Below are 22412 nucleotides of genomic sequence, written 5' to 3' on the forward strand. Positions count from 1 at the left end.
GATATTCCTCGGACAAGCGAACCCTCCCATGACTTTGCTCGGTACCCGTTTTCTCAGTCTCGTTTTTTTTACAGGCGCGACGCTGGCATTCAATTTGCCGGCTAATGCCCAGCAGGCAGGCGGCAAGGCCCCTCCCCCGCCACAAGTAACGGCGGTTGCGGTTCAGCCGGAGGAAGTGGACCTGTCCTACCAATATGCGGCGCGGATTACGGCATACCGTGACGTGCAGGTGCGTGCCCGCGTTGGCGGTATTCTCCTGAAGCGGAATTTCATCGAAGGTTCGGAAGTGAAAGCCGGCGATCTGCTGTTTGAGATCGATCCGGCGCCTTATGAAGCGGAGCTTGCTCGCGTCCAGGCCCAGCTGCAACAGGCTCAGGCTCAGTACGCACAGTCCATACGAGATGCGGATCGGGCGCAGACACTGGTGGACCAGAAAGTGCAGAGCACCGCGGCGCGCGATACGGCAGTATCGACACGCGATTTGAACGCTGCAGCGGTTGCCGCGGCAAAGGCGCAGGTCAGGACTGCAGAACTCAATCTGCAGTATACGAAAGTGACTGCGCCCATCAGCGGTGTGACAACACGCGAGCAGGTTTCGGAAGGCAGCCTGATTGGAACAGATGCGGCTTCCAGCCTGCTGACATCGATTACGCAGACCGATCCGGTCTATATCAACTTCTCCTTTACCGATACGGAAGCGGCGGAAATCCGCCGTCTGCTGGACGAGCGCAAAGCCAAGGGGCTCGAAGCCAACAAGCTTGCGGTTAAACTCTCCTTTGGCGACGGCACGGTTTACAATCATCTCGGAACCATCGATTTCACCTCAAGCAGTCTTGATCTGGAAACGGGCACGCTGGGTGTGCGTGCCATCATCGACAATCCGGATCGCCGTCTCCTTCCCGGCCAGTTCGTCCGCGCGACGGTGACGGGTGTGACGGTGAACGATACAATCGTCATTCCTGAAGCGGCCCTGATGCAGGGACCCAAAGGCCAGTTCGTCTATATCGTGAACAATGAAGGCAAGGCGGAAGTCCGGCCGCTCAATCTTGGTCAGCAGGTCAACAAGGGCTGGATCGTACTTTCCGGCCTCGCCGCGGGTGACCGTGTGGTCACGGAAGGTGTCATCAAGGTCAAACCGGGACAACTGGTTTCGGCGACTGACAGTGTGAAACAGGCGCTGGTGACCCAATGAACCGGTTCTTCATCGACCGGCCGGTTTTTGCGGCCGTCATTTCGATCATCATCGTTCTCGCTGGCATTGTCGCGATAAGGGTGCTCCCGATTGCCCAGTATCCGGAACTGACGCCGCCGCAGGTGGTGGTCAGCGCCAATTATCCGGGCGCCAGCGCCGAAACCATCGCCCAAACCGTTGCATCACCGCTGGAGCAGCAGATCAACGGCGTCGAAAACATGCTCTACATGCAGTCGACCAACTCGGCCAGCGGCCAGATGCAGCTGACGGTAACCTTTGCGCTGGGAACCAATGCTGACCAGGCGACGATCAACGTCAACAATCGCGTGCAGCGCGCGACATCGACCCTGCCGCAGGACGTGACCCGGCAGGGTGTGACCGTCGCCAAACGCTCCACATCCATTCTCGGCCTTGTCGCGATGTTTTCCGAGGGCGGCCAGTATGACCGCACCTATATCGGCAATTACGCGCTGCTGAACGTTGTCGACGATCTGAAGCGCATTCCGGGTGTCGGCGACGCGCAGGTTCTCGGCAATCCCAATTATTCCATGCGCATCTGGCTGCGCCCCGACAAGCTGGCACAATACAGTTTGACCCCGACGGATGTGGCAACGGCCATTCGCGAGCAGAATTCCCAGTTCGCCGCAGGCAAATTTGGTGATCAGCCTGATCCCCAGTCCAATGCCTTCACCTATTCCGCCACAACAATGGGTCGTCTGCCTGATGCGAAGGCTTTCGAGAACATTATCCTGCGCTCTTCTCCCAACGCGGCAACCCTGCGGCTTGGTGATGTGGCACGGGTGGAACTCGGCGCACAGAGCTATGCCGTCGATAGCAAGCTCAATGGCACGCCTGCTATTCCCATCGCAGTCTATCTGCAGCCGGGCGCCAATGCGCTCAACACGATGGAAGCCGTGCGCAGCCGCATGGATGAGCTGAAAGCCGCCTTCCCCACAGGCATGGACTATTCGATCCCCTACAACACCACCAAATTCATCCAGGCGTCGATCGATGAAGTCGTGACCACCTTCATCGAAGCGATCATTCTCGTCGTGCTGGTGGTCTTCATCTTCCTGCAGAACTGGCGCGCCACGCTTATTCCGGTCATTGCCGTTCCAATCTCGATCATCGGCACATTTGCCGGCATGTACGTGCTTGGCTTCTCCATCAACCTGCTGACACTGTTCGGTCTCGTGCTGGCGATCGGTATCGTGGTCGATGACGCGATCGTGGTGCTGGAAAACGTCGAACGCATCATGTCGACAGAAAAGCTGCCGCCGCGCGAGGCGGCGATCAAGGCGATGAGCGAGGTGACCGGACCCGTTGTCGCCATCGTTCTGGTGCTGTGCGCGGTGTTCGTGCCTGTTTCCTTCATGGGCGGGCTTGCCGGCGCCATGTACAAGCAGTTCGCCGTTACCATCGCCATGTCGGTGACCATCTCGGGCATTGTCGCATTGTCGCTGACGCCGGCGCTCTGCGGCCTGATCCTAAAACCGGGTCATCATGAACCGGCCCTGCCCTTCCGTATCTTCAACCGGGCTTTTGACCGCGTGGCGTCAGGCTATACGTCAGGCGTTCGCTTCCTGATCAAACGGGTCGCCATCGGCTTGACGCTGTTTGCCTTCCTGATCGGCGGCACGGCCTATATGTTCTACAAGATACCGGGCTCGCTTGTTCCTGACGAAGACCAGGGCGTGCTTCTCAGCGTTGCGGTCCTGCCCCCTGCGGCTTCCCTGACGCGAACCAAAGCGGCCATGGAGCAGTCATCGCAGAATCTGGCGAAGCATCCTGCGGCCGAGAACGTCTTTGCCATCGCCGGTTTCGATCTCCTCTCGGGCGGGCAGAAGTCCAATGCCGGCACCACCTTCCTCACCCTGAAGGACTGGAGCCAACGCAAGACGCCGGAACTCGATTCCCGCAATATGGCGGGTCCGATCATGGGGATGAATGCGGGTATCAAAGATGCCATGGTGCTGGCATTCAATCCGCCGCCCATTCAGGGATTGAGTACGACGGGCGGTTTCGAGCTTTACGTACAGAACCGCACGGGGAGCGATGTGGCGAAGCTCACGGACGCCACAAATAAAATCGTCGAGGCTGCATCCAAGCGCCCCGAACTCACGAGCGTGAGAACGACGTTTGATCCGAATGTGCCGCAGTACCAGCTTGATCTCGACCGCGACAAGGCCAAGGCGCTGAATGTTCCGATCAATTCTGTCTTCGATGCCATGCAGGCGTCCTTCGGCAGCCTCTACGTGAATGATTTCACACTGTATGGCCGTAACTATCAGGTCAACCTGCAGTCGGAAGCGGATTTCCGCCGTACGCCCGATGACCTGCGCCAGGTGTTTGTGCGTGCCAATTCCGGCAGTATGATTCCGCTCAGCGCCCTGGTGAGCGTCAAGCGCATTGTTGGTCCGGATCAGCTCGAGCGGTTCAATGCCTTCAGCGCCGCCAAGGTGACCGGCAATCCGGCACCGGGTTACACATCGGGCGATGCCATCAAGGCCATGCAGCAAGTGGCCAAGGAGACGCTGCCCGAAGGCTTCCAGATCGCCTGGACTGGGTCCTCCTTTCAGGAGTTGGCAACGAGCGGTACAGGCTCGCAGGCGATGATTTTCGGCATCATCATGGTGTTCCTGATCCTGGCGGCCCAGTATGAAAAATGGAGCCTGCCGCTGGCGGTCATCATGGCGGTGCCTTTCGCACTTTTCGGTGCCTTGGCCGCGACTATGCTGCGCGGATTGACCAATGACGTGTACTTCCAGATCGGCATGGTGACGCTGATCGGTCTTGCGGCAAAGAACGCCATCCTGATTGTCGAATTCGCCGTCATGAAACGCCAGGAAGGCTATTCGGCGGCAGAAGCTGCCATCGAGGCCGCACGGCTGCGTTTCCGGCCGATTGTCATGACTTCCCTCGCGTTCATTCTGGGTGTTGTACCGCTGGCCATCAGTTCAGGTGCCGGTTCGGCAAGCCGTCATGCGATCGGTACGGGCGTTATAGGCGGCATGCTGGCGGCGACCTTTATTGCGACATTCTTCATCCCGATGTTCTACCGGCTTATCGCCTGGAAGGACCCGGGCAAGAAGAAATCATCCCTGCCCGATACGCAACCGGCGCCGGCGCCAGCTGAGTAGCAGATGAAGCCCCCTCCCCGCTCTGGATCGAGGGGGCTTTCTTTTTCCAGTTAAGATTTTGCTTGTGATGTTTGCTTGTGCCGAGACTTTTGCACGCGCAGATAGAACGCGGTCGTAAAACCTGCAAAGACCACGCAGAGCCCACTTGTGATGACCACCCCTCCCCACAAGGAGAAGAAACTATCGATCTCGGCCGATTGCGGTTCATCGGGATCATAGAAGACGGTAACGATTTCGTTGCGAGCAAAGGATGGTGGATAGGAAGCACTTGTCGACTTGAATTCGATTCTGGTGCCATCCGTTGTCATGAACTCGACCATGGGCCGAGAAAGAGCGGGTCCCCCGTTTCCGGGCGACTCCATCAGCATTTCAACGACGCGCCCCTGAGCCTGTTGCGCGTGAACGATGAAACGATGTGCGTGTATCGCCAAATAACCTGAAACTCCGAAGAGAATCAGCGTCACGGCGAGAAAAACGGGTTTGGCGATTGTTGAGCCACGCATGGGCAGAGTTTTTAATGAACTTGGCGTATAGATCAAGTCGGCGCTGAACGCTAAGAAGGCGGCTGGCGATACGTGGGAGGAAGCGATGGCCGTTCGACGCATAGTGCCAAATCTCAAGGCATCCGATCCTGAACTTGCCAGGAAATTTTATCAGGAATTGCTCGATCTCGACGTGGTCATGGATCACGGCTGGATACTGACATTCGCTTCTGACGTGACCTCCAGGCCGGAAGTAAGTGTGGCAAGCGAAGGCGGTTCAGGCACCCCCCTCCCCTCCCTTTCCATCGAGGTCGATGATGTCGACATCATCTATCAGCGGGCAAAAGCAGCCGGACTGGAGATTCCATACGATATAACCATTGAGCCATGGGGCGTGCGCCGCTTCTATGTCTGCGATCCCTTCGGAAATATCGTCAATATTCTCTCACACGGCTGAACCTATATTTCGGTTAACCATTTAACTATATGATTTTAAAACAAGATAGTTCTTATACGGTCATGTCCGCGGGGTTACTTTCCACTAGAAAGTCGATGAAGGCGCGAATGCGAGCAGCCATATGCTCATGTCCGGCGAAGACGGCATGGATAAACTCCATGTCTTCCGGATTATAATCATCGAGAACCGGTACGAGTGTACCAGCATCCAGATCCTTCTGCACGTGAAACTGGCCAATGCGCGCCAGTCCCAGTCCTGCAATCGCCAGCTGTCGCACGCTCGATCCGTTATTGGCCTTGAAGTTGCCTTTCACCGCGATGGGGCGAATGCGCTCCTCCCCCGGATAGCGGAACGCCCACTCATCCATGCTGCGGCGAAAATTGAACGTCAGGCAATTGTGCTGTGCCAGCTCGTCCGGCGTCTGCGGAACACCGTACTTGGCCAGATAGTCCGGCGCAGCCACGACCACGCGGCGGCTCTCGCCCAGTTTGCGCGCCTTCAAGCCCGAGTCGCGCATGGGGCCGGTGCGGATGGCCACATCCGCGCGCTCTTCGATGATGTCGATGACTCCATCCGAGAGTGACAGGTCCAGCTCGACATCGGGATAACGCGCCAGGAAAGCCGGTACCAGGGGAACGATGCAGCGCGTCCCGAAACCCACCGACGAGTTGACGCGCAACAGACCACGCGCAACGGCCGCGCCGCCCGAGGTCATCAGCCGTTCCGTCTCCTCGATTTCGGCAATGATACGCACCGCGCGCTGATGATAGGCCTCGCCTTCCGGCGTCAGCTGCAGTGCCCGCGTCGAGCGAACAAGCAGGCGCGTGCCGAGACGTTCTTCGATCCGGGTGATCAGCTTGCTTATGGCGGAGGGCGACAGACCAAGCCGTTCGGCCGCGGCGGTAAAACTGCCGCGCTCCACGGCTTCCACGAAAACCTCCATCTCGCCTGCGCGATTGTTCACGGCAAACACCTCGGCCATTCATATGAATTCATTTCACAGACCATAGTTTATTTTACTGCATTATAACAGCAATGGGTTTGCGCCATATGTCGGTCAGTAACCGTGGAATAACACAGGAGAATACAATGCATTCCGTTTCAGCCAATGGTGCCTCGATACCCGCTCTGGGCTTTGGCACGTTCCGTATGCCCGGTGCCGATGTTCTGCGCATGGTGCCGCATGCGCTCAAACTGGGTTTCCGCCACATCGATACTGCGCAGATCTATGGGAACGAAGCCGAGGTCGGCGAAGGTCTTCTCAATTCGGGTGTTGCACGCCGTGATGTATTTCTGACAACCAAGGTCTGGGTTGACAATTATCGGCGTGATGCCTTCGTCGCCTCGGTCGAAGAGAGCCTAAAAAAACTGAAGACCGATTATGTAGACCTTCTGCTGCTGCATTGGCCGAATGATGTAGTACCGCTTGCCGAACAGATTGGCGCCCTGAACGAAGTGAAGGCGGAGGGCAAAGTGCGCCATATCGGAGTGAGCAACTTCAATACAACGCTGATGGCCGAAGCGGTGGCGCTGACCGATGCACCGCTGGTAACCAACCAGGTAGAGTATCATCCCTATCTCGACCAGAAGCCCGTCATCGATGCGGCGCGAAAGGCTGGCCTGTCGGTGACCGGCTATTACGCGATGGCAGACGGCGCTGTTTTTGCCGATTCCATGCTCATGGACATCGCTGCGCGCGAAGGAAAAACCGTTGCCCAGATTGTGTTGCGCTGGATGGTGCAGCAGAGTGGGATGATTGCTTTGTCGAAAACCGTGAGCGAGGCACGTGCGATCGAAAATTTCGCCGTTTTCGACTTTGCGCTCAATGATGCGGATATGACGGCCATCCATGGACTTGCGCGTACGGACGGCCGTATCGTCAGCCCGAGCGGCCTGGCTCCGGTATGGGATAAAATTGCATAAGCAAGGCCGCAGGCAAGAAAGCTGCCTGCGATGGGATGAAACTGCAGTTCACCTCCGTTGTCTTTGCAAGGGAGGTGAACTGCCTGATACCTGTTATGATGCGAGGAATGGTGATTCCATTTTATTTGCCGAAGATCACGCAATGTTGCGATTGTCCGGCGTTGTACGCGTACAACTTATCGGCAACGACGGCCACCTGCCAGTGCGGGATTCGCGGGCAAGCATTCCTGGAATTGGTTGTACGCGTACAACAGCGGTGGCTTCCTGGGGCGTCAGCCCACTTAACTGTTGGTTAACCTAAAACAGTTTGCCACAAAAAGAGAATCTCTCCATATTGTAATCAGCGCATATTTTTAAAGTTTGGACCAAAATGCGCGGATGAGAGGTTGAGATGCTTGATCAGAACCCGGCAGATGTGCCCGCAACGACGTTGCGGTCGTTGATCGCATCTGACGCTGAAGATTTGGCGCGGCAGCTGCAAGCTCATCAATCACGCATTTTCCCGCCCACGGCGCAGAAGACAATCCGTCTTTTCACGCCGGCCGAGGCTGCAGACTTCATCGGCATTCATGAGGGGTATCTGCGCCAGATCGTGGCGGATGGTCATGGCCCCGCGCCGCAACCCAATGGTCGCAGGCTCTATTCCGTCAATGACCTGGAAGAACTGCGCCGTCTGCTCGATGCCAACGGCAAGAGTGCTGCCAAATATGTGCGGCATCGCCGGGACGGTGAAAAGCTGCAGATCATTTCGATCATGAACTTCAAGGGCGGAAGCGCCAAGACGACGACATCCGCACATTTGGCGCAGTATCTGGCGCTGCGGGGATATCGCGTGCTTGCCATCGACCTCGATCCGCAGGCTTCGCTTTCCGCCATGTTCGGGCACCAGCCGGAACTAGATGTGGATCAGAACGAGACGTTGTACGGCGCCATCCGCTACGGCTCCGAGCGCAGGCATATCACCGAAATTGTCCGTGCAACCTATACGCCGAACCTGCACATCATTCCGGGCAATCTGGAATTGATGGAGTTCGAGCACGAAACGCCGAAAGTTCTGGCGGACAAGCGTCCCGATACGATGTTTTTCTCGCGGATTGGCGAATGTCTTGCCGATATCGAATCCGCCTATGACGTGGTCATCCTCGATTGCCCGCCGCAGCTGGGCTTCCTGTCGCTGTCGGCCCTTTGTGCTGCAACCGCCATCCTGATCACGGTTCATCCGCAGATGCTGGATGTGATGTCGATGTCGCAGTTCCTGCACATGACCAGCGATCTGCTTGCCGTGGTGGAGAATGCCGGGGGCAAGACCGACTATGACTGGATGCGCTATCTGGTGACGCGCTTTGAACCGAATGATGGCCCGCAAAACCAGATGGCGGGCTTCATGCGTTCGATTTTCGGCAATCGCGTTCTTGAGAATGAAATGCTGAAATCCACGGCGATTTCCGATGCCGGCCTGACCAAGCAAACGCTCTACGAAGTGGACCGTTCGCTGTTCACGCGCGGCACCTACGATCGCGCACTGGAAAGCCTGACATTGGTCAATGGTGAAATCGAAGAACTGCTCCGTAGAACGTGGGGAAGGAAGTAACCCATGGCGCGCAAGAACCTGTTTGAAATGACGCCGGATACCGCTGAACCGGAAGCTGCGGCACCTGTCAGGACAACGCTCGGCCGGCCTTTGCTGGGCCTTGATCGTCCATTGCGCCCGGCAAGCCCCGTTGGTGCAATCTCCCAATCGCTGGATGGCATATCCGCCAAGGCGCAGCGCGCGGAAGAAATTGAAAAGCGCCTTGCCGAAGGGCAGGCGATCATCGAGCTTGATCCTTCGCTGGTTGATGCCTCGTTCGTTGTTGATCGTCTCGGTGTTGATGCGGAGGATCAATCCGGTCTGGTCGACCAGATTCGTGAACACGGCCAGCAGGTCCCGATCCTGGTGCGCCCGCATCCTGAAAGGGCAGGGCGGTTTCAGGTTGCCTATGGTCACAGGCGTCTGGCCGCCGTCAAGGAGATCGGCGGGACGGTTAAAGCTGTTGTACGCGATCTCACGGACGAGCAACTGATCGTCTCGCAGGGCCAGGAAAACAACGCCCGCACGGACTTGTCGTTCATTGAACGGTGCTATTTTGCGGCAAAGCTGGAAACCAAGGGGTTTGGCCGCGAGACAATCATGTCGTCACTGGGCGTGGATAAAGCGGCACTGTCACGGATGATTGCCCTGGTAAGGCGTGTGCCATCGCCATTGATCGAAGCGATCGGCCCGGCTCCGTCTTTTGGGCGGCAACGGTGGGCAGAAATCGCTGATATGGTCGAGGACAGGGCCAAGCGCATGCGGGCCCTCAAGCACGTTGAAGATGCAGATTTTCTCGCAGCCAGGAGCGATGCTCGCTTTCAGATTATCTTTGATCTCCTCAAGATCAGCAAAGACAAGCCGCGTGTGACGGCTTGGACTGCGCCTGACGGAACATCTCCGGCGAAGATCAAGGAGACCGATACGGCGCTTAATATAGCTTTCGACAAACGGAGTGGCACGCAGTTCGGCGCTTTTGTCGAGCGCAAGCTGCTGACTTTGTTTGAAGAATTCCGGAAGGAAACAGGAGACTAGACACCGCAAAAGAAAAAAGCTCCCGAACGTTGCCGTCGCGGAAGCCCTTCTCACAGTGTGGTAACTTGAGAATCGCATTTCCGGGAATCAGTGTCAAGACATTTTGGCGTCGTTTGGGCGAGTGGATTTCTTTTGCCTATGGAAAGGTAGAAGACGATGCAGTCGGGGAATGCATTCACGACGCCCTTCGGGCGGCGATCGCTGTCGTTTGGCATGCTGGCAACGCAGGCGCAGGCGAGCGACGTCGATCCAGAGGCTTCGGTCGACAAATGGAAGCTGTTTCGCTCCTTGTGCGAGGCGCGGGCGCTGATCGGGATTTCCGACCGGGCGCTGGTGGTTTTGAACGCGCTGCTGACGTTCTATCCGCAGAACGCGCTCAGCGAGGCGGGCGGGCTGGTGGTGTTTCCGTCCAATGTGCAATTGTCGCTGCGCGCGCACGGCATGGCGCCGGCAACCCTGCGCCGGCATTTGAGCGCGCTGGTGGAAACCGGCCTGATTTTCCGCAAGGACAGCCCCAACGGCAAGCGCTATGCGCGCAAAACCCGGGCAGCGGGGGCAGGGGAGGGCGGCGAGGCCTTTGGCTTCTCGCTGGCGCCATTGGTGGTGCGGGCGCAGGAGTTCGACACCATGGCGCAGACGGTGCGGGCCGAGCGGCTGCAGCTGAAGCTGATGAAGGAGAAGGTGACGCTGTTGCGCCGCGACATCGTCAAGCTGATTGAGCTCGGCTTTGAGGAAATGCCTGACATCGACTGGAACGGCCACCACACGGCGTTTCGCGGTGTGATCGATGACATTCCGCGCCAGGCGACGATCCGCGATCTGGAGCCGGTTGTCGATGGCCTGGAATGCATCCAGCTGGAGATCTCCAAGTTGTTGCAGGATAAGCTGAATTCGACACAAACAAGCGCCAAAGAGTCTCATTCTGAGCGCCACAAACAAAATTCAAATACCCAATCCACTTCTGATTTTGAACCTGGCTTTAGAAAAAACCAAGGCCAAGCCGACGCGCACAACCACAACGGGGATCTGCCGAGCGAACCGCAGCAAGAGCAGGGGGAAAACCAGGCAGCGGAAAACCCGGGCCCGGACCGAAGGATGCCGGAGGCCGCCGGGCTGCCGGCAGATATGTCCGGCCGCAGCGTCGATCTTTCCGGGCTGGGCGCGGAAGCCTTCGAGGCCAAAGCGGTTCCGCTCGGACTGGTGCGCCAGGCCTGTCCGGATATAGCGGCCTATGCCAGGAACGGCCTTGCCAGCTGGTCCGAACTGATGGGCGCGGCCATTGTCGTGCGCTCCATGCTCGGCGTCAGCCCATCCGCCTATGAGGAGGCCTGTGCGGTGCTCGGCCAGGAAAACGCCGCCATTGCCATGGCCTGCATCCTGCAAAGGGCCGATCAGATCAATTCGGCGGGCGGTTACCTCCGCTCCCTCACCGACAAGGCGGCCAAGGGCGAATTCTCCGTCTGGCCGATGCTGCTCGCCCAGCTCAGGGCCAATGGCACCCATGTCAGGCTGGTCAAGGGGCAGCTGGAATGACACCAATGCGGCGCGCCAACCACACCGTTTCGCGGGCGAAACCACCCGGAAAACCCCAGCAAATCCAATGTGTACAAACACGCAAGACGCGAGAAAACGAACAGTTGTATATGCCGATAAGACGAAAACACCGGTGGGCGGGCGGGTGACGGGACAGAGCGGAGAGGGCAGGGGACACCGGAAAACCCTTCAAAACCAATGCTGTAACGCCGAGCAAATGCAGGAAATGGGCATGTGCCGGGCCGATGGACGACCACAGAGCGAAATTGCGCTTATAAGACAGCTCAGGAAGTAAGTGTCAGATGGTTAAGCAGTATTTTTAGTCCACGGTAAGGAAGCTATTATCATTATAAATGCGTGATAAGGTAATTAATATAATGATAACAACACTAAATGATCTGCGTTCGGTGTTGGAGCTCGTTTCGAATTGGGGTAAATGGGGCAAATTTTGCGGCCGCAATGAGCCTCCATCCATTGGTCCGATCTGATCTCTAGAACTGGTTGAGCCAAGAAAGCAGGTGGACCATCCGCTCGTCATTGTGGCCATAACGATCACTGAACCAATGAAATCGAATGACCGCGATGGAGCCGACAGCGGCCGGCTTCTTGCAACAAGATTCATCACGGCTTTTAACAAGTGCTTTGTCAGAAAGTCGTCGCGATCATGTGGCTGAGAGATCGAGGGTGGCGGTTACAATGTCGATCCGGCGCGACGCTCGAGTCAAAGCGACATAGATATCTTCCTTCGTGGTGAGATCCGTCAAAAAAACCACCGAATTCTCATACTCCAAGCCCTTCGCGAGGAGGGTGCTGGTGACGATCTTATAGCCGTGACGTCGGCCGGCATGGCGCCGGCGTTCTTGCACATGCCAGCCGCATTCCAGCAGTGACGGACTTCCAGACAAGCAGCGCAGCTGAAGACTTTCACGGAGAGCAAAGATGAGTTCACCGCGGAACGTACGCCTCCCTTTCCGGAATTCGTCGAGCAGGGCGATGACTGGGTCCAACTTGTCATTCGTCACGATCGCCAAGGCTGCGGCTTCGGCTGACGTAAGGGGCTTGCGGATCTGCTTGCCGCCATGGATTTCACTTATCCGGCGCAGGAAGGGTGTCAGGTTCACCCTGACAATCGACCGCTGGAGCAACCCCATCACAAACGTTAACCGATCCATACCGGCCGTTGCCTCAATTTTTGAGCAGGCCGTCTGCAGATCCTTACATTCGATCGTCTCGACGTTTTGAGCCTGAACCCGTTTTGCCAATGCTGCGCGCACCCGTTCGCTGCTTTTGGAGCCGATAATGGCGAGCCGGTTGGCGTCTGACAGGTTGCTATGGTTGCAGGCCTTTGTCTCTAGGGACCGCAGCCGCCCTGGTTCGTCCAGATGGTGAACCCGGACACAGGCCGGCGCCTTGCGCAAGTCGATCGCCCTGCCTGCCAAGAGGTCGGTGCGCACAGTACGAAGCCAATCCGCAAGTGGATCATTCTTTTTGTTTATCCAGCGCCAAGGCGTGTCCAACTCCTCGATTTCCGGAAAGGCTGGCAGGACGTCGTCCTGCCAGCCTACGGTGGGTTCGCCACCAAAATCGAATATGCTCTGCAGCGGATCTCCAAAAATAAGGGTGGGAACGAGCCTAGACAACAGGCGCACGATCTTGTGTTGATCAACGCTGCAGTCTTGGTATTCGTCGACGAGAACCAGACCATATGAAGCCTGGATGACCCGGTCGACCGATCGACCGCCAAGCAGCTGCCGCGCGGCCGTGTAGACCGTAGACCATTGGTGCCCCCGCGGCGTTGCCAAGCGGGGGAAACCTGAAGTCACCGGATAGGCGGCAGCGTACCTCAAAGACCAGGCGGCAATGGTTTCCAGCTGATAGCGGTGGGATCTCACGCCTTTTTCCCGGAGACGCTTTCGAAGCGCGTCAACACCGGCGAGGGTATGGGTAAGCAACAAACAGCGGCCCGACGTTCCCGCGACGATGTCGGCGATGGTTTCCGTCTTGCCGTAGCCGGCGGGTGCCACCACCGAGCCATTGACTTTCTCTTGCAGGGCCTTGTGGATATTGTCAGGAATGGCCATCGATCCAGCTCCGAAGAGCGCTCACCATTTCCTGCAATCCCTTGTGTGCTTCCTGCAGATGAGGGCCGAGGATCTTTTGCGCTATATGCTCTGCCTTCACGATGTCCTTATACCAGGCTCCTTGCAGGTCCTCGCTGTCCTTTTTCTTCTTTCCCTTCGCCCGTACGGCTAAGGCGTCGAGAACGGTCGCGTCATTCAGGTGGGTCCTGACCTGATCGGTGGAATTGAAGTGATCAGCAGGCTGCCGGGACTTGTTGACCGCGTTGAGGATAGCTGTCGGTTCGAGGAAGGTGAGCGTATAATCAAAGAGCATCTCGACAGCGGCCAGGGGCAGTTGGCGAAACAGGACATCTTCCGTGGAGCAACCCGTGTCCCAGCGAAACACGGTGACACCAGCCTTCTCCAGCTTGTCCAGAATCTCGGTGTCCGCCGGATCCTGATCATAATCCAAAAGCAAGCCCACCTTGTAGCCTAGCCCGCAGAATTGTCCCGCCAACGCAGGGGCATTGTCAACGCCTCCTCCGTCGGCCAGCGCAATGCCCTTCAGAGCGAGGTTATCCAGATGCTGCGCGACCCAAAAATCATCCAGTCCTCTCAGTAAGCCCACCTCGGTTTTCCCCTCGCATATCAGCACTGTCGGCGCCAAGTATGCTTCAGGCATCGAACGAGGGGGAGCCTGCGGATCCCGCTTGCTATATTTTTTGTCAGCACGCCGAACCGTTACCTTACCGTCCTCGGCTCGGCGCACAACGTGAAGGTCATGAACACTTAGCTCGCGGATCACAATGGGAGAGTGAGACGTGATGAAAACCTGCGGACTTAAGCGATCGGTTGATTTCAGATGCTTGAGCAAGCGTACAATGCGATGAGGCTCGAGCCCGTGCTCCGCTTCGTCGATGATCGTCAGGCATGAGGATGCCTTAGAATGATCCTGCAGGGCCGCGACGAGCAGCCTTGATGACCCCATACCCAACGCCCGGAGGGGAATTTCCCCGTCGTGAATGGCGATGCTGCCATTGGTGATGGCCAGGTTCTGCACGTCCAGGCCTGCAGCGATCGTGCTGGGCAGCGCCAGACCCATTTTCTTGGCGGCCAGTGTAACGCTCTCGAGGCTGCTCTTGAAGAGTTCAGCGGCTTCTGCCTTGAAGTGACTACGAGCAAGGCGGCCGGCGCGCGCAAGGATGTCTTGCGTACCTGCGGCACCCTCGCTCATACGAGACAGGGTGGAATTTCGGCCCCAACTTAGATGCCGGTCGGCATAGACACCCAATCGGGCCGGGGCGACGCTCGCTCTATGCGCGTAAGTCAACGAACGCTCCTTCATTTCGCCAGCAGCAACACGCTCATTCCAAAGCGTCCACGTTCCCTCGAGCGCCTCGTCAATGCTGAGCATGATTGATAGGGCGGGTTGGCCATTCTCGGGTAAGGGAGGTTCGTCGATAACCTTTCCGTCGTCGGAGATGCCCCTCAGATACGGAGCATACGCAGCATCTGATATGAATTCATCCGGAAGGTCGGTTAAAGTCACGATGATTTTGGCGGCGTAGTTGAAATCGCCTCCAAAGAAATCCAGATCGTCGAAGCTCAGCGTATGGCGCGGTGAAAGCGCCAGTTCGACAGCATCCAAAATGGTAGTCTTACACGAATCTCCTGGACCGATCAGACAGTTGACTCCGCCTGCAGGCGCCCACCTTAGTTGCTTTATCCCTCGGAAATTCTCAATTTCTACATAGCCCACGCGCATATTTCTCCCCCTCACCTACAGGTTAAGTTGAGGTTTTAGCGAGGTCAAACCAAATTGCCGCAAGAGTTTTGATGCTTCTCATCTGTTCAGCCGGCTATGCCCGATGGCTGCGCCGGCGATGATCTAAGAATAGATCAGGAACTCGCCATTTCTGACCAAAATCGAACGTTTATCGCGGTCGAGTTGGGATCCGCTGTCTACTGCGCATATGCCTTCACGCTGTCATCAGTACAATGTCTGCTTCAGCAAAGGCCGGACTACGGCTATGACCGACAAGGGGCGCATTCCTGCTTGGCGGCTTCCGACCCCGTCAAAGTCATTTTTCGATTGCTGCCGAGAGCGCCTGCTTTGAAAGCGAAGCGAGAATTCTTCATCGAGACCTGAGCGTCCCAGAAGTTCTTGCAATCGATGTGCTTCAGCATATTTAATCTAGCCGCAAAATCTCCGCGTTTCAGTCGATCAGCCAAATGAATGTCGTACCGTCCAAGAGCAACGGAACTCCATTTTGAGCCGTTTGTTCGGTTTTTGCCCGTCGAAAGGCCGGACCTGCCATAGAAACGCGCTCTTCAGCCGGAACGCTTTCAAGAAGCTCAATGATCCTATCGAGAACCGTCTGGGCGTACGGCGTTTCCCCCTCGGCGGCGTATTCAGACTTTGCTCTATCCGACACCCGCTTTCTCCATACTTGGCCGACATGGTTGGAATCACCGCGGGCAACATCTACCGCTGCAGACACGAGAGCAATGCCAACGGAAAGCAAATTATTACGACGCGCGATTGATGGGATGACCGCCTTCTCCAGCGACTCGTCATTGAAGGAAGATAAAAGAACCAGCAACTCACGGACATCCCCCTCCCAGACACCCGCATCCAGAAAATCACCTTCGTCTGAAAATGATTTCCACAGGCTATGCCCCAAGGCCTGTTCGCCGCGTGCATAACGGGGATGACCGGCAAGCAATGGCTTCACTTTCTCCCAAGACGACATAGGCAGATGAAATGTGCTGATCGTCGGTGACGTCCCGAGCCAGTGATCGCTAGGCAAAAAAAGCCCAACCTCCGTTTCGCCGCCAGTATAATGGTCCCAGAAGCCGACATAGACTACCGAGCTGAGATCTGGTTCGAACGCGGCGTCTACCGTCGCGAGCCTGAGCGCAGCAAGCTCTTTCAGAGCATCAACGGCGCCCGAAAGCGTGTCGACGGATCTGCGCCATTTCAGTTCCTTGTCAGGATCATGCTTGGAGTCGTTGTAGAGCTCTCGAAGGAGATGGAGAGCGGTAACAGTTGACGGCTGCGCACCGAGGTCGCCGAGATTTTCGATCAACTGATATAATTTCGTCCGCCGACTGGCGGTTGGAAACACTACAGTTTTCAGAAAGAATTCCATCCGGGACGTGAATGGCTCGATCAGTTCTGCCAAGTCTGAACGTGAAAATGTCTCTTGGCCCAAGGCTTTCGTGCGGTCGAGAACCGTCTCTGCGTCGTGGACTATTGATTCACCACGCGTCTGCATCTTTCTCGTCATTCTGCCAAGGTCTTTCATTTATCAGCACTTGCCTATCACTAACGATTCTTCTTCACAAAGCTCTGCAGTTGCGCAACATCTCTGACCGCAGCTTAAGCTTCAAAATTGTTACCCAAACGCTGATAGAATCTAGTTACAGCTAAGTCCATCATGCCGCCTAGGGGTGCCGGCGAAAGGCGATACCGACATCGCGTCACGGCCGTTGCGTCCACGAGAACCGGGCTCAGTAGGGCTGTCCATTTAAGACGTGCAACGGGTTGGGCCAATCCTGGAACTATCTCTTGGCAGCGGCAAAGCCGGCCACATGCGAGATCAGTTCAGCATCTTGCCCGCCGAAGCCATGATGCCCCATGGACGCGCAGCCACTCGCTGTTCCAGTGCCTCCTTCGAACCACACAACCTCTTGCACGTGATCTCCCGCCCAGGATTGAAACGCAGTCACGCCAGCCGGGTTCGTATAAGGACAGCTATCATTGCGGTGATGGATCACCAATGTTGGAGGCAATAGTCCGGGCTTGCCAAGAATATCAGCCACGCCCTCTAGCGGTCCAGAAAGGGCGGTTAGCTCACCAGATGCGAGAACCACTTTATCCGGTTTTGCTCCTTCAGCCAGTGCCTTCGCCGTCCGCCTGGTTGCATTGCTTATGGCAACGATGGTCACCGGGCGCTTTAAGCCAGCCATGTATTCGACCGCTGTGCTGAGACTGGTCGCTTTATCGACAAGCAGGACATTGAAGCCCTTAGCCGCGAACGCGTCCCTATTTCGAATAATCGGACTGAAAGCCTGATCCGTGAAAGTGCCATTCGCGCCTACATTCAGGCGTTGGCTTCCACCGGCTAGAAGAAGAAGGCTGCCTTGCGGATTTTCAACGCGCATCAGAATATTGGCGACCCCGTCAATCAAAACCGTTTTACCATCTGAAACAGAATATCGGGTTACAATTTGGGCCTGTGATCCGTCGTCAAAGCACCCTGCGGTGATCGCCAGTACCAGAGAGACACTGAATAGCTTCAAAGTTCGGCTCAATAATCGCATCTTGTCCCCTTCCAGGAGCTGGCTCTACGGCCCACTGTTTGCCTCAAGACGTGCGGGGATCCGCCGGATCTGGAAACCTGTCTTGGTTTGTTCGAAACCTGCGTCGAGATAGAAATTCAGGGTGGCCGGCAGTGTTGAACCAGTGAGCAACATGACCTTGTAGCAATTGGCACGCCATGAAGCGTCAATGGCCTTATTGAGAATTGCTTTCCCATATCCCTTCTTGCGATGGGCAGTACTGGTCACAACGTTTTCAATGAGTGCATAGGAAGCGCCGCCGCGTGTCAGATTCGGAATGACGACAAGCGTGCAACTTGTGACGATATTATCGTCCACGCAGCCTATGAAAACATTGCTCCCAGGGTAACGCTGCAGCAACTCCCAATTTTTCTGGGCGTCATCCACTGTGGTATCTATGTCATCTGGATTGAGCTGACGATAGAGTTGCAGCAATTGTGGGATATCTTCGCTACCGGCCGTTCGAATTTTCATTTGAAATCTCTGCGGGTTTGTGAGGGCTCGAATTGGGTAGATATCATCTTAGGTGCTCGGGTCTGTATGGCTGCTGATATTTGCGCGTACTCATCGATAGAACAACCTTCACAATCGGCATGAGCCAGCAGCAAAACATCATTTAGTGATTTCAGGATATTGCGACGCTCACAAAATATCCCTGGTCGCTTTGCCGAAGACGCACCGCTTCGCGACAAGGGGATAATCAATATGATGGACAGTATGATGTGTTGTCTGTTGAGTTTCGGCAGGATTTGCGCCACTTTTCCATTTCGCCTTGTGCCACCTAATCTCATCCAGAGTGTTGACTGAAAACATCTTTTTGCGATGTGAGCGGATCCCTTCAAGATGAAAAAGTGGGTCAAATTCATGCGATATTCAACAACTTTCGGGTCTATATTGCTGCCAACAAAAGCAGCCTGATCAATTATGGGGAACGCTTTCGTGCCGGCGAGCGGATATCGTCTGCCTTCATCGAGGCGACTGTGAACGCGGTCATCAGCAAGCGTTTCGCGAAGAAACAACAGATGCAATGGACCAAGCGTGGTGCGCATCTTCTGCTGCAAACCAGAACAAAAACCCTAGACGGTTCGCTCAGATCGACATTTGAGGAATGGTACCCCGGCATGGCAAACGACAATTACGATTGGAACGAAAAGCGGCTAACAGCCTGAACTGCCCCACAATTCCTCATGGTCTCCTCCCAAATATGGATTTCGGCTCAAAAATAGGAGCTTGGGGCCCGTCCGAGAGATCGGCGAAACATGGCAGAAAAAGCGCTCGGGCTGTTGTAGCCACATTCGAGTGACACATCGAGGATGCTTCGGCCTTCGGCCAGCAGTGTCAATGCATCGAGTATCCGCGCCTGCTGTCGCCAATGACCGAAGCTCATGCCGGTTTCACGCTTGAACAGCCGCATAAAGGTCGCCCTGCTCATATGGAGCAGGGCGGCTGCGTTCTCGACGGAAATGGCTACCGCTAAATCCTCGCGGATTTGCGTACACAACTGCGCGAGTTCAGGGTGCTCAGGTGTCGGCAAGTTAAGTGGCTGGGCTTGCTGGAATGACAATTCCATAAGGAATAGCCGGAGCACGGCATCTGTCCTGTCCAGTCCGCTTGGCCTTTCGGCGAGGCTGGCTAGCTTGAGGATGAGCTCTCGCAGGAGTGGTGTGATCTCCACGACCATGCATTCGTCGGGAAGGCCGTGGATTCCGCTCGTATCGATCAGGAGCGAACGGAACTGAACGCCCCGGTGGCTGGATGTTTCATGCTCCAGCTTGGGCGGCAACCAAACCGCCCGGCTTGGCGGTACGATCCAGGTTCCATTATCCGTTGTTATGGATACAACTCCACTCACCGCATAGAGAAGCTGAGCCTCTTCGTGACAATGTTTTGGTCCCGAAAAGCGATGGCTGTCATGGGCAATTACGGCGATCTCGTCGGTAATGCTTATGCCGTTCTTCAATATTGATCCTTTTGCGACGATCATTGAGCTCCCTGCGAGAGAATATCAGGTTTGGAGTGACTAAGGTAGAACTATCCAACAGCAGGAAGTTCTAGCCAGGTGTCTGTCCTTATCCGCATCATTGACCCAACCGATATGCCGCTTTCCGCAGCATTTGGTGTGGTCGTTGCGTGCACGGGCGCACCACATCCGCTTTCCTGCCCGGCGCTTTCCGTTGCGCTGCGACTTACTGGCGGTCGTCGGGGCTGACGGCTGCCCGGCGACCGTAGTCAGCTGTGTCGAATTCTTTCTTACACCACATCGCAACGGATCACCCCATGTTGACCAATCCTGAAATCAAATATCGCCCATTTGTTTCCTCTATCGAATTGCATGATCGCAAATGGCCGTCCAACCGGCTCACGAAAGCGCCCCGCTGGCTGTCGACGGACCTGCGCGACGGCAATCAGGCACTCGCCGATCCGATGGATGTGGAGCGCAAGTTGCGCTTCTACGACATGCTGCTTGCCATCGGCTTCAAGGAAATTGAAGTCGCTTTCCCATCGGCTTCCCAGACTGAGTTCGACTTCGTGCGCGCACTCATCGAGGAAGACCGCATTCCCGTCGATGTGACGATCCAGGTGCTGACCCAATCACGTAAGGACCTGATCGGCCGCACCTTTGAATCGCTCGAGGGCACGCGGCGAGCGATTGTCCATCTCTATAACGCAACGGCTCCTCTGTTTCGCCGCGTCGTCTTTGGAATGGAACGACACCAGATCGTTGATCTGGCCGTTACCGGCGTCACCGCAATGCTGGAGGAAAGCCTGAAGCGGCCTGACACGGACTGGATCTTTGAATATTCGCCGGAAACCTTCTGTTTCACCGAGCCGGAATTTGCGCTGGAAATCTGTGAGCAGGTACTCGATGTCTGGCAACCGACACCCGAACGCCCGGCGATCCTTAACCTGCCAGCGACAGTCGAAGTGGCGACGCCCAACGTGTATGCAGACCAGATCGAATGGTTTTGCCGCAATATCTCGCGTCGCGACGCCGTGGTTATCAGCGTCCATCCACATAATGACCGTGGAACGGCGGTGGCGGCGGCCGAGCAAGCATTGCTTGCGGGAGCCGATCGTATCGAAGGCTGCTTGTTCGGCAATGGCGAGCGGACTGGCAATGTCGATCTGGTGACGCTCGCATTGAACTTCTACACGCAGGGGATCGATCCGAAACTTTATTTTCCGGCGATCCGTGAGGTCGTGAAGACCGTTGAACATTGCAATGGACTGCCCGTGCATCCCCGTCATCCCTATGCTGGGGAACTGGTGCACACCGCATTTTCCGGCTCGCATCAGGACGCGATCAAGAAGGGTTTCACCGCTCATGGGCAGCGCAATGACGGCATTTGGGAAATGCCCTATTTGCCGGTTGATCCGGCAGATATCGGTGAAACCTACGAGGCCGTGATCCGCGTCAACAGCCAGTCCGGCAAGGGCGGCGTCGCCTGGGTAATCGAGCAGGACAGGGGCCTGAAACTACCGCGCGAATTGCAGATCGATCTTAGCCAGCGTGTGCAGGAATTCGCCGACGGCACCGGCAAGGAAATCACTGCGGGGATGATCTGGTCGATCTTCGAACAGGCCTATCATCTGACCGGCCCGCAGGAATTCGAGCTGGTCAGCTATCAGGATGGAATTTCGTGCAATGCCGGTGGCCAACGTATCTTCGCCGGGCGCATCCGTCACAAAGGTCGCGAAGTCTCGATTTCCGGTCGTGGCAATGGACTGATTTCCAGCGCTGTCGCGGCCCTGGAAGAAAGCTTCGGCCTTTTGTTGGAGGTTGCCGACTATCACGAACACGCGTTGAAACGCGGCGTGTATTCCCAGGCCGTTGCCTATCTGGAATGCCGCGCCTGTGACGGCCGCAAGATTTTCGGAGTCGGCATCGATGATGACGTCGCTACGGCTTCGATCAAGGCGGTACTGAGCGCTGCCTGCAACGGCTGATGCAGACCCTTCGCTCTCGCCTTGGGTCGCTGGTTCTGCTCGTCACATGGCTGCGAGAAAGCATGGCTTATAGGAGACCATGAGGAATAGTGGGGCAGCCTGGAAAACGGGCTTGAGTCAGGTCGATTTAGGTTAAGCAAGAGATCGACGAAATGAAGCATAATGCGGTCTGCCCCACAAAACGTTATGGTCTCCGTAAAGGTGGGGTTTTTCAGAAGCCCATCGGCCCGTCGAGATCAGATTCAAAGCGCCTACCCTGCTGGGCAATTCAAATGGGTTGTGAGATACCCTCAACCAATTCCCGGTGCTGCACCTTATTCTAACGCACGGGTGGCGATCATCGATGAAGATGCCATGAAACGGCGTCTTGTGACGGAGGGAGCCGAAGTGCTCGGCGGCGAATTCTTTCTTGCTGAAGATTGGCTTGTTCACAATACTTGGAGTGCGGGCAAATACGCTGCTGGAAAAGCGATGGACGTCGAGAGAACCTTATTGGTTGCTGATTCGGTAATCCACCCGTTAAGTATTGAACAAGATCGATTTTTCTAAGCGGGACTGAAATGATATTTGGGGTTGTATCACCGTCTAGCCTTGTAATTATCCGCCACCACCGAGCGGAAAATGTTGCTAGATGCGTCGGAGGACGCGTACAACCCCAAGCAGATATCGAGAAATCCGTGAATACAATCATGTCGTACCACTTCGATTGCAAGGGAGCGGTTAGCCAT

General features: G+C 56.2%; 17 protein-coding genes and 1 pseudogene. 10 read left to right on the top strand and 8 right to left on the bottom strand.

Going from position 1 to position 22412, the window contains the following annotated elements; genetic code table 11:
• The first annotated feature begins 28 nt into the window (after window positions 1-28).
• Together ACZ5FP_RS18370 and ACZ5FP_RS18375 are read left to right on the top strand one after the other, a co-directional pair.
• Window positions 29-1192, top strand: a complete 1164-nt coding sequence (locus tag ACZ5FP_RS18370) for an efflux RND transporter periplasmic adaptor subunit (protein WP_464663413.1) — start codon at window positions 29-31, stop codon at window positions 1190-1192.
• Window positions 1189-4332 (top strand): efflux RND transporter permease subunit, encoded by a 3144-nt coding sequence (locus tag ACZ5FP_RS18375; protein ID WP_464663415.1) that lies wholly within the window; start codon window positions 1189-1191, stop codon window positions 4330-4332. The genes ACZ5FP_RS18370 and ACZ5FP_RS18375 overlap by 4 nt, the downstream gene beginning before the upstream one ends.
• A gap of 50 nt (window positions 4333-4382) precedes the next feature.
• Here the strand turns inward: ACZ5FP_RS18375 and ACZ5FP_RS18380 are convergent, their stop codons facing one another.
• Complete coding sequence (locus tag ACZ5FP_RS18380; protein WP_464663417.1) at window positions 4383-4937, bottom strand: DUF3592 domain-containing protein; 555 nt, start codon at window positions 4935-4937, stop codon at window positions 4383-4385.
• Between ACZ5FP_RS18380 and ACZ5FP_RS18385 the strand changes: the two genes are divergently transcribed.
• Complete coding sequence (locus ACZ5FP_RS18385) at window positions 4921-5271, top strand: VOC family protein (protein ID WP_464663418.1); 351 nt, start codon at window positions 4921-4923, stop codon at window positions 5269-5271. The genes ACZ5FP_RS18380 and ACZ5FP_RS18385 overlap by 17 nt on opposite strands.
• Before the next feature lie 52 nt (window positions 5272-5323).
• Here ACZ5FP_RS18385 and ACZ5FP_RS18390 read toward each other — a convergent pair whose 3' ends face one another.
• Window positions 5324-6235: a LysR family transcriptional regulator gene (locus tag ACZ5FP_RS18390; RefSeq protein WP_464663420.1), complete on the bottom strand. Its 912-nt coding sequence runs from the start codon at window positions 6233-6235 to the stop codon at window positions 5324-5326.
• A 125-nt stretch (window positions 6236-6360) separates the two neighbouring features.
• On the opposite strand from ACZ5FP_RS18390, the gene ACZ5FP_RS18395 reads away from it, so the two are divergent.
• The 4 genes from ACZ5FP_RS18395 (at window position 6361) to repC (ending at window position 11332) form a co-directional block, all read left to right on the top strand.
• Window positions 6361-7194 carry an aldo/keto reductase gene (locus tag ACZ5FP_RS18395; RefSeq protein WP_464663421.1) on the top strand — a complete coding sequence of 278 codons (834 nt, stop codon included), beginning with the start codon at window positions 6361-6363 and terminating at the stop codon, window positions 7192-7194.
• A gap of 391 nt (window positions 7195-7585) precedes the next feature.
• On the top strand, window positions 7586-8785 hold the full coding sequence (gene repA / locus ACZ5FP_RS18400; protein ID WP_464663423.1) for a plasmid partitioning protein RepA: 1200 nt from the start codon (window positions 7586-7588) through the stop codon (window positions 8783-8785).
• A 3-nt stretch (window positions 8786-8788) separates the two neighbouring features.
• Window positions 8789-9799, top strand: a complete 1011-nt coding sequence (gene repB / locus ACZ5FP_RS18405) for a plasmid partitioning protein RepB (protein WP_464663424.1) — start codon at window positions 8789-8791, stop codon at window positions 9797-9799.
• A gap of 156 nt (window positions 9800-9955) precedes the next feature.
• Entirely contained in the window at window positions 9956-11332 is a 1377-nt protein-coding gene (repC, locus tag ACZ5FP_RS18410) for a plasmid replication protein RepC (protein WP_464663426.1), read from the top strand.
• A gap of 662 nt (window positions 11333-11994) precedes the next feature.
• Here repC and ACZ5FP_RS18415 read toward each other — a convergent pair.
• The 5 genes from ACZ5FP_RS18415 to ACZ5FP_RS18435 all read right to left on the bottom strand — a co-directional run bounded on the left by ACZ5FP_RS18415 (window position 11995) and on the right by ACZ5FP_RS18435 (window position 18210).
• A complete protein-coding gene (locus ACZ5FP_RS18415) occupies window positions 11995-13413 on the bottom strand; it encodes a UvrD-helicase domain-containing protein (protein WP_464663428.1) in 1419 nt (472 codons plus the stop codon).
• Entirely contained in the window at window positions 13400-15157 is a 1758-nt protein-coding gene (locus ACZ5FP_RS18420) for an ATP-dependent nuclease (RefSeq protein ID WP_464663430.1), read from the bottom strand. The genes ACZ5FP_RS18415 and ACZ5FP_RS18420 overlap by 14 nt, the downstream gene beginning before the upstream one ends.
• Before the next feature lie 451 nt (window positions 15158-15608).
• Window positions 15609-16700 (bottom strand): hypothetical protein, encoded by a 1092-nt coding sequence (locus ACZ5FP_RS18425; RefSeq protein ID WP_464663431.1) that lies wholly within the window; start codon window positions 16698-16700, stop codon window positions 15609-15611.
• Between the two features lie 256 nt (window positions 16701-16956).
• Window positions 16957-17718 carry an alpha/beta hydrolase gene (locus ACZ5FP_RS18430; protein ID WP_464663433.1) on the bottom strand — a complete coding sequence of 254 codons (762 nt, stop codon included), beginning with the start codon at window positions 17716-17718 and terminating at the stop codon, window positions 16957-16959.
• 24 nt (window positions 17719-17742) lie between these two features.
• Complete coding sequence (locus ACZ5FP_RS18435; protein WP_464663434.1) at window positions 17743-18210, bottom strand: N-acetyltransferase family protein; 468 nt, start codon at window positions 18208-18210, stop codon at window positions 17743-17745.
• 407 nt (window positions 18211-18617) lie between these two features.
• Between ACZ5FP_RS18435 and ACZ5FP_RS18440 the strand changes: the two are divergent.
• Window positions 18618-18905, top strand: a pseudogene (locus ACZ5FP_RS18440) (ISKra4 family transposase); the annotation flags it as partial.
• A gap of 47 nt (window positions 18906-18952) precedes the next feature.
• On the opposite strand, the gene ACZ5FP_RS18445 reads toward ACZ5FP_RS18440, so the two are convergent.
• Window positions 18953-19720: an AraC family transcriptional regulator gene (locus ACZ5FP_RS18445; protein ID WP_464663436.1), complete on the bottom strand. Its 768-nt coding sequence runs from the start codon at window positions 19718-19720 to the stop codon at window positions 18953-18955.
• Between the two features lie 293 nt (window positions 19721-20013).
• On the opposite strand from ACZ5FP_RS18445, the gene leuA reads away from it, so the two are divergent.
• The gene (leuA, locus tag ACZ5FP_RS18450; protein WP_464663437.1) at window positions 20014-21684 is read left to right on the top strand and encodes a 2-isopropylmalate synthase; all 1671 of its coding nucleotides are present in this window, start codon (window positions 20014-20016) and stop codon (window positions 21682-21684) included.
• 354 nt (window positions 21685-22038) lie between these two features.
• Window positions 22039-22233 carry a hypothetical protein gene (locus ACZ5FP_RS18455; protein WP_464663438.1) on the top strand — a complete coding sequence of 65 codons (195 nt, stop codon included), beginning with the start codon at window positions 22039-22041 and terminating at the stop codon, window positions 22231-22233.
• Window positions 22234-22412 lie beyond the last annotated feature (179 nt).

This window comes from Phyllobacterium sp. T2-21 (assembly GCF_055378485.1).

Coding starts and splice junctions, on each gene's coding strand:
- ACZ5FP_RS18370 (WP_464663413.1), top strand. CDS start 29: ATGACTTTGCTCGGTACCCGTTTTCTCAGTCTCGTTTTTTTTACAGGC.
- ACZ5FP_RS18375 (WP_464663415.1), top strand. CDS start 1,189: ATGAACCGGTTCTTCATCGACCGGCCGGTTTTTGCGGCCGTCATTTCG.
- ACZ5FP_RS18385 (WP_464663418.1), top strand. CDS start 4,921: ATGGCCGTTCGACGCATAGTGCCAAATCTCAAGGCATCCGATCCTGAA.
- ACZ5FP_RS18380 (WP_464663417.1), bottom strand. CDS start 4,937: ATGCGTCGAACGGCCATCGCTTCCTCCCACGTATCGCCAGCCGCCTTC.
- ACZ5FP_RS18395 (WP_464663421.1), top strand. CDS start 6,361: ATGCATTCCGTTTCAGCCAATGGTGCCTCGATACCCGCTCTGGGCTTT.
- repA (WP_464663423.1), top strand. CDS start 7,586: ATGCTTGATCAGAACCCGGCAGATGTGCCCGCAACGACGTTGCGGTCG.
- repB (WP_464663424.1), top strand. CDS start 8,789: ATGGCGCGCAAGAACCTGTTTGAAATGACGCCGGATACCGCTGAACCG.
- repC (WP_464663426.1), top strand. CDS start 9,956: ATGCAGTCGGGGAATGCATTCACGACGCCCTTCGGGCGGCGATCGCTG.
- ACZ5FP_RS18415 (WP_464663428.1), bottom strand. CDS start 13,413: ATGGCCATTCCTGACAATATCCACAAGGCCCTGCAAGAGAAAGTCAAT.
- ACZ5FP_RS18420 (WP_464663430.1), bottom strand. CDS start 15,157: ATGCGCGTGGGCTATGTAGAAATTGAGAATTTCCGAGGGATAAAGCAA.
- ACZ5FP_RS18425 (WP_464663431.1), bottom strand. CDS start 16,700: ATGAAAGACCTTGGCAGAATGACGAGAAAGATGCAGACGCGTGGTGAA.
- ACZ5FP_RS18430 (WP_464663433.1), bottom strand. CDS start 17,718: ATGCGATTATTGAGCCGAACTTTGAAGCTATTCAGTGTCTCTCTGGTA.
- ACZ5FP_RS18435 (WP_464663434.1), bottom strand. CDS start 18,210: ATGAAAATTCGAACGGCCGGTAGCGAAGATATCCCACAATTGCTGCAA.
- ACZ5FP_RS18445 (WP_464663436.1), bottom strand. CDS start 19,720: ATGATCGTCGCAAAAGGATCAATATTGAAGAACGGCATAAGCATTACC.
- leuA (WP_464663437.1), top strand. CDS start 20,014: ATGTTGACCAATCCTGAAATCAAATATCGCCCATTTGTTTCCTCTATC.
- ACZ5FP_RS18455 (WP_464663438.1), top strand. CDS start 22,039: ATGAAACGGCGTCTTGTGACGGAGGGAGCCGAAGTGCTCGGCGGCGAA.